Raw genomic sequence first — 6122 nt, forward strand, 5'->3', positions numbered from 1 at the left:
GCCTCTCAGGTCAACCAGTCGTTGATCTCCTCCGGCGGACCCGGCTTCGCGTACAGCCAGCCCTGAGCGGAGTCGCAGCCGATGGCGCGCAGGCGTTCGGCCTGGTCGCGGGTCTCCACGCCCTCCGCGATCACGTCCAGCTTCAGGGTGTGGGCGAGCGACACCAGGGCCGTCACGATCTGGGCGTCCACCGAGTCGGGCTCGTCCGCCCGGAGACCCTCGACGAACGAGCCGGCGATCTTCAGCGCGTGCACCGGCAGGTGGCGCAGGTAGGCGAGGTTCGAGTAGCCGGTGCCGAAGTCGTCGATCGCGATGCGGATGCCGAGGTCGACCAGCTTGCGCAGGGCGCCGAGCGGCTCGCCGGTCGTGCTCATGATCGCGCTCTCGGTGAGCTCCAGCAGCAGGCTCGTCGGTGCCAGCCCCGCCATCTGCAGCACCCGCGCGACCTCCTCGACCAGCCCCGGCTCCGCCACCTGGCGCGCGGCCAGGTTCACGCTCACCATCGGCTCGATGCCCCCCAGCCGGGCCCACGCCACCGCCTCCGCGCACGCCTGCGCGAGGACCCAGCTCCCGAGCGGCACGATCAGCCCGGTCTCCTCGGCCAGCCCGATGAACCGGTCCGGTCCGAGCCTGCCGAACTCCGGGTGCGCCCACCGCACGAGCGCCTCGACGCCAAGCAGCGCGCCGTCCGAGAGCCGGACGATCGGCTGGTAGTCGACGTAGAACTCCTCGCGCTCCAACGCCGCGGGCATCGCCGCGGACAGGGTGATCCTGGCGATCTCGCGGGCGTTGCGCTCCGGGTCGAAGCAGGCCCACCGGTTCTTGCCGTCGACCTTCGCCCAGTGCAGCGTCACGTCCGCGTCGCGCATCGCGTCGGCCGGGGTGGAGGTCGACACCGGGCGCTCCACGATGCCCACGCTCGCCGACACCGTCAGCCGGTGCCCGCCGACGTGCACCGGCTCCGCGACGCAGGCCAGAATCCGCTCCGCGAGCGCGGTGAGCTCCGGCAAGCCGTCGGTGTGCTCGACCAGCACGACGAACTCGTCGCCGCCCATCCGCGCCAGCAACCGGCCGGGCGCCGAGACGAGCTTGTGCAGCCGAGCCGCCACCTCGACCAGCAACTGGTCGCCGACGACGTGCCCCAGCGTGTCGTTGATCGCCTTGAAGCCGTCGAGGTCCAGGTAGCACAGCCCGATCCGCCGCCCGTTCGACGCGGCGAACGCGGCGTGCAGCCGCTCGGTGAACAGCGCGCGGTTGCCCAGGCCGGTCAGCGGGTCGTGGTTGGCCTGGTGGCGCAGCTTCTCCGACAGCACGTGCCGCTCGGTGTTGTCCTCGACCATGCCGACGAGGAGCTGCGGCGCGCCGTTCTCGTCGCGCACCAGCGAGACCGTGACGTTCGTCCACAGTGGAGAGCCGTCGCGCTTGCGGAACCGCCGCTCGATCCGGTAGTGGTCGCGCTGGCCGGCCACCATCTCGTTGAAGAACCGGCGCAGCTCCGGCGGGTCGTCGGAATGCAGGTACTCGACGAGGTTGCGGTCGTGCATCTGCTCCGGCCGCAGGTCCAGCATGCCGGCCATCGCGGAGTTGACCTCGAGCAGCCGGCCCTGGGTGTCGGTGATGCCGATGCCGATCGCGGCGTCGGAGAACATCGCGCGGAACCGGGCCTCGCTCTGCCGCCGCGCGGCCTCGGCGCGGTCCCGCGCGTCGAGTGCGGAGTGCCGCAGCGCCTCCTGCTCGCGGAAGATCCACTCCTGCACGGCCCGCACGAACCCGGACGCGACCGCGGCCTGGATGCCGGCCAGGTGGGACGACCCGGCGAGCAGGTCGCCGACCATCCGCAGCGTCACCGCGATGGCCTCCGGCGCGATGAACCGGAGCTTGACCACCTCCGCGCCGACCCGCTCGACGTCGGCAGGTGTGAGCTCCGCGGCGTCCGCGGCGGTCAGCAGGATGTCGGTGAGCTCACCCACCCGTTCGAGTAGCACCGCACGCTCCGTGGCGACGAACGCGGTGTCGGAGAGCGCGGCAGCCCACGCCGCCGCGAACGCGTCGCGGCCGGACCTTCTCGCGCCTGCCACCGTCACACCTTTCGGCACAGTTCGATCGGACAGCCTGCTCCGAAGTATCCCGAAGGATACGGCTGGCCTCACGCTCCGTCCATGTTCACTGTCGGTCGGTTAGCACTGGTCACGACGATGCGGTTCGCCGGCCGACCTGTCGACGCAGAGCTTAGGGCGCCGACCGGTGGCGCCACGAGCAGCACAAACGTTACCGAACTCGCCGTTACAAATTCACCGGACAACGTGACAAATCGGTACCGCGCGACGACAATCTGTATCTTGGCAGCTCCGGCCCGTGAGTTGCCGCACGCGAGGGCGATTCGAAAGGGCGTTCCCCCAATGAACCGTATCTTCCGCGACCGACGTCGCGGACTGATCATCGCGGCCGCGGCGGCCGCCAGTCTGTTAATGGCCGGGATCGCGATCCCGGCGTCGGCCAGCCAGTCCGCCACCCCTGCCGGCGGCCAGGCCTCGGTCGACAAGATCGTCCAGAAGTACGACCACCCGATGGGTTCGCAGATCCGCCTGCACGAGGGCACCAAGGACATGCCCCCGCGCACCTTCGACCCGCAGGACGTCACGATCCAGGCCAGCGTGGCCGGCATCGACGTCAGCGGCTGGCAAGGCAACGTCGACTGGGCCTACTGGTGGGGCCAGGGCAAGAGGTTCGTCTGGGTGAAGGCCACCGAAGGCACCGGCTACACCAACCCGTACTTCAACCAGCAGTACAACGGCTCCTACAACCAGGGCTTCATCCGCGGCGCGTACCACTTCGCGCTGCCGAACCAGTCGAGCGGCGCCACCCAGGCGAACTACTTCAGCTCGCACGGCGGAGGCTGGTCGGGCGACGGCAAGACGCTGCCCGGCGCGATGGACATGGAGTACAACCCGTACGGCGCCACCTGCTACGGGCTGTCCAAGGCGGCCATGACCAACTGGATCCGCGACTTCAGCAACACCTACAAGGCGCGGTGGAACAAGTACCCGGCGATCTACACCTCCACCAGCTGGTGGAACCAGTGCGTCGGGTCGAGCTTCGGCGCCACCAACCCGCTGTGGGTCGCGCGGTACGCGTCGTCGGTCGGCACGCTGCCGATCGGGTGGAGCTACTACACGGTGTGGCAGTACAGCTCCTCGCCGATCGACCAGAACTCCTTCAACGGGGCGTACGACCGGCTGAAGGTGTTCGCGACCAACCACGACTGACCCCGGTTCCGTCCCCTGAAGGGGGCCTTCGCCCACCCACCTGGCGCGAAGGCCCCCTTCGGGCCTTTAAGCTCCCGCGTGAGCAGGGAACGGAGTCCCCCGCGAGCACGTCGGACATCCGGGCAGGACCAGTGATCGGGGAGGGGAAGCGCGAGCATGACGTACCCACAGCAGCCGTACGGCGGGCAGGACCCTTACAACCAGGGGCAGCAGCAACAGCCCCAGTACGGGGGTTACCCGCAGACGGGCGGCCAGCAGTACGTCGGCCAGCAGCCCTACGGCGGCTACGACCAGAACGCCCAGTACGGCGGCTATCCGCAGTACGGCGGCGGTTACGGCGGTCCGCCCCCGCCCAGGAAGAACACCGGCATGATCGTCGCGATCGTGTCCATCGTCGTGCTCCTGCTCGCCGGGATCGGCATCACCGGGTTCGTCGCGCCGGGCTTCTTCCTCAGCGACGACAAGAAGAACGACGCGGGTGGCGGCACCGGCGGCACGAGCTCCTCGCCGAAGGAGGGCAGCGGGGCCGACGCGTTCATCGACAAGCTGGTCGCCGCGGCCGACGACAAGAACGCCGGCGAGCTGAACGATCTCGCCTGTGACGACGCGGAGGACGGCGTCCAGGCCGCGATCGACCAGATCGACGAGATCTCCGGGGCCGAGCTCGCGGACACCGACGAGGTCTCCAAGTCCGAGGTCAAGGCCACCATCGACATCACCGTCGACGGCGAGAAGGGCCAGTACGAGGCCACGGTCGTCGAGGACGGCGGCGACTGGTGCTGGAAGGACGCCAGCCTCAGCGGCGGCAGCCTCCCGAGCGGGGAGAACCCGCCCAACCCGAGCACCGAGCCCGGTGGCGGTGGGGGCGGGGACAGCAGCCCCGAGGAGGGCCAGGCCTACATCGAGACCTTCGTCGACAAGGTCAACGGCGGCGACGCGGCCGGCGCGAAGGGCATGCTCTGCGGCGACAGCACGGCGCAGACGGACATCGACGACGCCATCACCGGCAAGGCCGCGCTGGAGGTCGACGCGTCGGCGGTGCAGGCGCAGACCGAGTACGTCGGCATCGACCTGAAGGGCACCATCAACGGGGAGCCGCTGTCGGCCTCGCGGACCAGCGCGTTCTACGAGGACTCCGGCTGGTGCGTCTTCATGTTCTACGTGTTCTGAGTTTCCCGATGCCGCCGGCTCGTCGCAGGTGCCTTCGATGATCGATGCCGTGTTCATCGTGGTGGGCGTCCTCGCGGTCGCCGGCGGCATCGCCGTCTGGTTGGCCGGCATCTCCCGTCCTGCGGTGCGCACCCGCGAGAACCTTCGCCTCACCGGCACCGTGCTGTTCGCGTTCGGCGTGCTCATGCTGGTCGCCGGCTGGCTCATGACCGGCTCGGACACCAACCGGGGCGAGGCGCTGAAGACGGGTGGGCTCGCGGCCGGCTCGGTCGTCGCGCTGTACGCGCTGTGGCTCAACGACCGCCGCCGCCGGGTCGACGAGGAGCGCCAGGACATCGAGCGGCAGCGGCAGGATCTGGAGAGCCGGCGCGCGGAGCACGACCGGGCGCGTGCGGCGGACGAGCGGTTCCTACGGGCGGTGGAACTGCTCGGCAACGACACGGACCAGGTGCGGGTGGGCGCGATGCACGCGCTGGCCGGTCTGGCCCGCAGCCGACCGGGGTACACGCAGGACGTGCTGGACGTCATCTGCTCGTACCTGCGCCGCCCGTTCGACCACCCGCGCTACGCCGCGGTCCGGGCGGAGGACCGGGCCCCGGGATCGCCCGAGGAGCTGAACGAGGCCGACCGGTGGTTACAGGTGCGGCTGACCGCGCAACGGCTGATCGCCGACCTGCTGCCGGTGGTCGGCACCGAGGGCGCGCAGGCCTTCGACCTCGACCTGCACGGCGCGACGCTCGAGTACTTCGACGTGTCGCACCGGGTGATCGGGCAGCTGCGGGCACGCGAGCTGAACCTGTACGAGTCCAACTCGTTCCACCACTGCGAGATCAGGCGGGCGGCGTGGTTCACCGGCAGCCGCAGCTGGGGCCGGCTGTTCATGCACGACATGACGTTCTGCGAGCGGTCCTGGTTCAGCCGCTTCACCAGCCACGACCTCGCCGACTTCACCCGAACCGTCTTCCGGGGCGACACGAAGTTCGCCAACTCCACGTGGGACAAGCAGGTGTCCTTCGCCGAGGCCGTCTTCGACCGCAACGTCGACTTCACCGCCGCGACCTTCCACGACGACCTGGACCTCCACGTCGCGGGAGGCCTGACCGGCCGCACGATCGGGATGCACGTCTCCCTGAGCCACGAGCACCACCTACCCCCGGGCTGGAACGTGGACCCGGCCCGCGACGAAGACCTGGGCCTGGTCCGCTCCTGATCTTGACTCATCGTCGGCGCCGCCCACGCAGCGCCTTGATCAGGTCCACCAGCCGTTCACTCGGTTCCTCCCGCGCACTGAAGATCGCCGTCCAAGCGAGGCCGACCAGCGCCAAGAGCGACAACAGGCCAAGCAGGTAGGACGCCGCCGGGCCGAACAGCCACACGCTCATGCCGACGCCGCCCAGCCCACTCATTCCGGCCACCAACTTCAGGAGGAAGCGCGGTTGGGGCCTCGTAGTCGTGTAGGGCTTCTCCTTCTTCCGAACCATGTCACACCTACCTCTCGAGCAGGCGGCGGAAGCGACAGCCGATTAACGGCACGGCCACGGAATGCATGAGGATTATTCAAGTGTGCCACGAACGATGAGGGGAGTTGCCTTAGGGGATCTTTCTGATGCGGTGCTGTGCAGGAGATGAAGGGGTAGTGGCCCTTCGGCATCGCCCTACGGGGGGAGATGTCAAATCACCTCAAGC

5 protein-coding genes are annotated in these 6122 nt (G+C 69.3%); 3 read left to right on the forward strand and 2 right to left on the reverse strand.

Going from position 1 to position 6122, the window contains the following annotated elements:
* Positions 1 to 5: 5 nt before the first annotated feature.
* Positions 6 to 2078 (reverse strand): EAL domain-containing protein, encoded by a 2073-nt coding sequence (locus tag GEV28_RS09620; RefSeq protein ID WP_291410815.1) that lies wholly within the window; start codon positions 2076 to 2078, stop codon positions 6 to 8.
* A 330-nt stretch (positions 2079 to 2408) separates the two neighbouring features.
* Between GEV28_RS09620 and GEV28_RS09625 the strand changes: the two genes are divergently transcribed.
* The 3 genes from GEV28_RS09625 to GEV28_RS09635 all read left to right on the forward strand — a co-directional run bounded on the left by GEV28_RS09625 (position 2409) and on the right by GEV28_RS09635 (position 5646).
* Positions 2409 to 3266 carry a lysozyme gene (locus GEV28_RS09625; RefSeq protein ID WP_291410830.1) on the forward strand — a complete coding sequence of 286 codons (858 nt, stop codon included), beginning with the start codon at positions 2409 to 2411 and terminating at the stop codon, positions 3264 to 3266.
* 156 nt (positions 3267 to 3422) lie between these two features.
* Positions 3423 to 4436 (forward strand): hypothetical protein, encoded by a 1014-nt coding sequence (locus GEV28_RS09630; RefSeq protein ID WP_291410817.1) that lies wholly within the window; start codon positions 3423 to 3425, stop codon positions 4434 to 4436.
* A gap of 37 nt (positions 4437 to 4473) precedes the next feature.
* Positions 4474 to 5646 carry a pentapeptide repeat-containing protein gene (locus GEV28_RS09635; protein ID WP_291410820.1) on the forward strand — a complete coding sequence of 391 codons (1173 nt, stop codon included), beginning with the start codon at positions 4474 to 4476 and terminating at the stop codon, positions 5644 to 5646.
* Positions 5647 to 5653: 7 nt separating this feature from the next.
* Here the strand turns inward: GEV28_RS09635 and GEV28_RS09640 are convergent, their stop codons facing one another.
* Positions 5654 to 5917 carry a hypothetical protein gene (locus GEV28_RS09640; protein WP_291410822.1) on the reverse strand — a complete coding sequence of 88 codons (264 nt, stop codon included), beginning with the start codon at positions 5915 to 5917 and terminating at the stop codon, positions 5654 to 5656.
* Positions 5918 to 6122: the final 205 nt, after the last annotated feature.

The sequence above is a fragment of the Actinophytocola sp. genome, from assembly GCF_009379765.1.
Lineage (GTDB): Bacteria > Actinomycetota > Actinomycetes > Mycobacteriales > Pseudonocardiaceae > Actinophytocola.

What these genes read in the sequence shown, in the direction of transcription:
- GEV28_RS09630 (WP_291410817.1), top strand. Translation starts at nt 3,423, where the DNA reads ATGACGTACCCACAGCAGCCGTACGGCGGGCAGGACCCTTACAACCAG.
- GEV28_RS09635 (WP_291410820.1), top strand. Translation starts at nt 4,474, where the DNA reads ATGATCGATGCCGTGTTCATCGTGGTGGGCGTCCTCGCGGTCGCCGGC.
- GEV28_RS09640 (WP_291410822.1), bottom strand. Translation starts at nt 5,917, where the DNA reads ATGGTTCGGAAGAAGGAGAAGCCCTACACGACTACGAGGCCCCAACCG.